The organism is Actinosynnema sp. NPDC023658 (genome assembly GCF_040639995.1).
GTDB lineage: Bacteria > Actinomycetota > Actinomycetes > Mycobacteriales > Pseudonocardiaceae > Actinosynnema.
On sequence record NZ_JBFAAX010000953.1, the window covers coordinates 922 to 2,068 of the forward strand.

Sequence of the window (1,147 nt, forward strand, 5' to 3'; positions counted from 1 at the left end):
CCGGCATGCGTTCCCGCAGCGTGCTCATGATCTGGACGCGTTTGATGGAGTCGACGCCGAGTTCGCCGTCGAGCTGCATGTCGGCGTCGAGCATGTCGACCGGGTAGCCGGTCAGCTCGGCGACGATCCCGAGCATGACCTCGGCGACATCCCGGTCGGTTGCGACTGCTGGAGCGGCTTCCACCGGCACCGGGCCAGCGGCAGGGGTGGAGACCCGGAACGTAGCCTCAGCCGGCACCGGCAGCGGCTCGACGGTCACCGGTGCGGACGCCCGGACGGGCTCGCGTGCGGGCGGCGGTGCACCGAGCGCAGGCCATGGCTGGGGCGCTGCGGCCGGTTCAAGTGGTGCGGGCATCGTCGTGCCGGTGACCGCCGACACCAGCCCGCGCAGGGACTCCTCGGCGATGCGCAGGTACGCGAGGTGGGTACCCGCGATCGTCTGCTGGACGGTGGCGTGTGCCTCGCTGGTGGTGCGCTGCATTTCCTGCAGGGTGCGCAGCCACTCGGCGGAGGGCTGGTGGGGCGCGGTCACGGGTTTCCTCTGGTCGGCTGGTTCGGACGTGGTCGGCGAGATCTCGGACGATCGGACCCGAGCCGTCGGCGGTGGTGCGGGTCGTTCGGGTCGGTGGCCGTTCGCGCCGGTGACGGCGACGGTCATCGTGGCCGGGTCGGCGGGACGTGGTGTCCGGACGTCGCGCCACAGCGCGGCGAAATCGAGCGCGAGTCCGCGCACCGCGAGCCTGCCCAGAGCGGTCTGCAACGCCGTCTCGCTGTCCTGGTCGCGGTGGTCCAGGTTCACCGCCCGGTGCTCACGCGCCCCGAGCACCCCGCCCACCAGCCCGGTCAGCGCGCTACCCGGTCCCACTTCGACGAAGGTGCGCACGCCCTCGCCGTACATCGCCTCGATGGTGTCGGCGAACAGCACCGGTCCGCACAGGTGCGCGGCCAGCCGTTCGGGCAGGCCCTCCGGATCGGCCGGGTAGGGGAGCCCGTCGGCGTTGGCGTGCACCGGGACGCGCAGCACCGACATGGGGATCGTCTCGGCTGCGGCGCGCAGCCGCTCCCCGGCGGGTGCCATGAGCGGTGTGTGCGCCGCGACGGAGACCGGGAGCCTCTTGACCCGCACACCGCGCTCACGGGCCAACGC

At 72.8% G+C, this 1,147-nt stretch carries 1 protein-coding gene; it reads right to left on the reverse strand.

From position 1 onward, the window contains the following. A partial coding sequence (locus AB0G02_RS36840; RefSeq protein WP_360804118.1) for a phosphopantetheine-binding protein occupies positions 1-1,078 on the reverse strand: 1,078 nt, incomplete at its 3' end. Between the last annotated feature and the right edge of the window lie 69 nt (positions 1,079-1,147).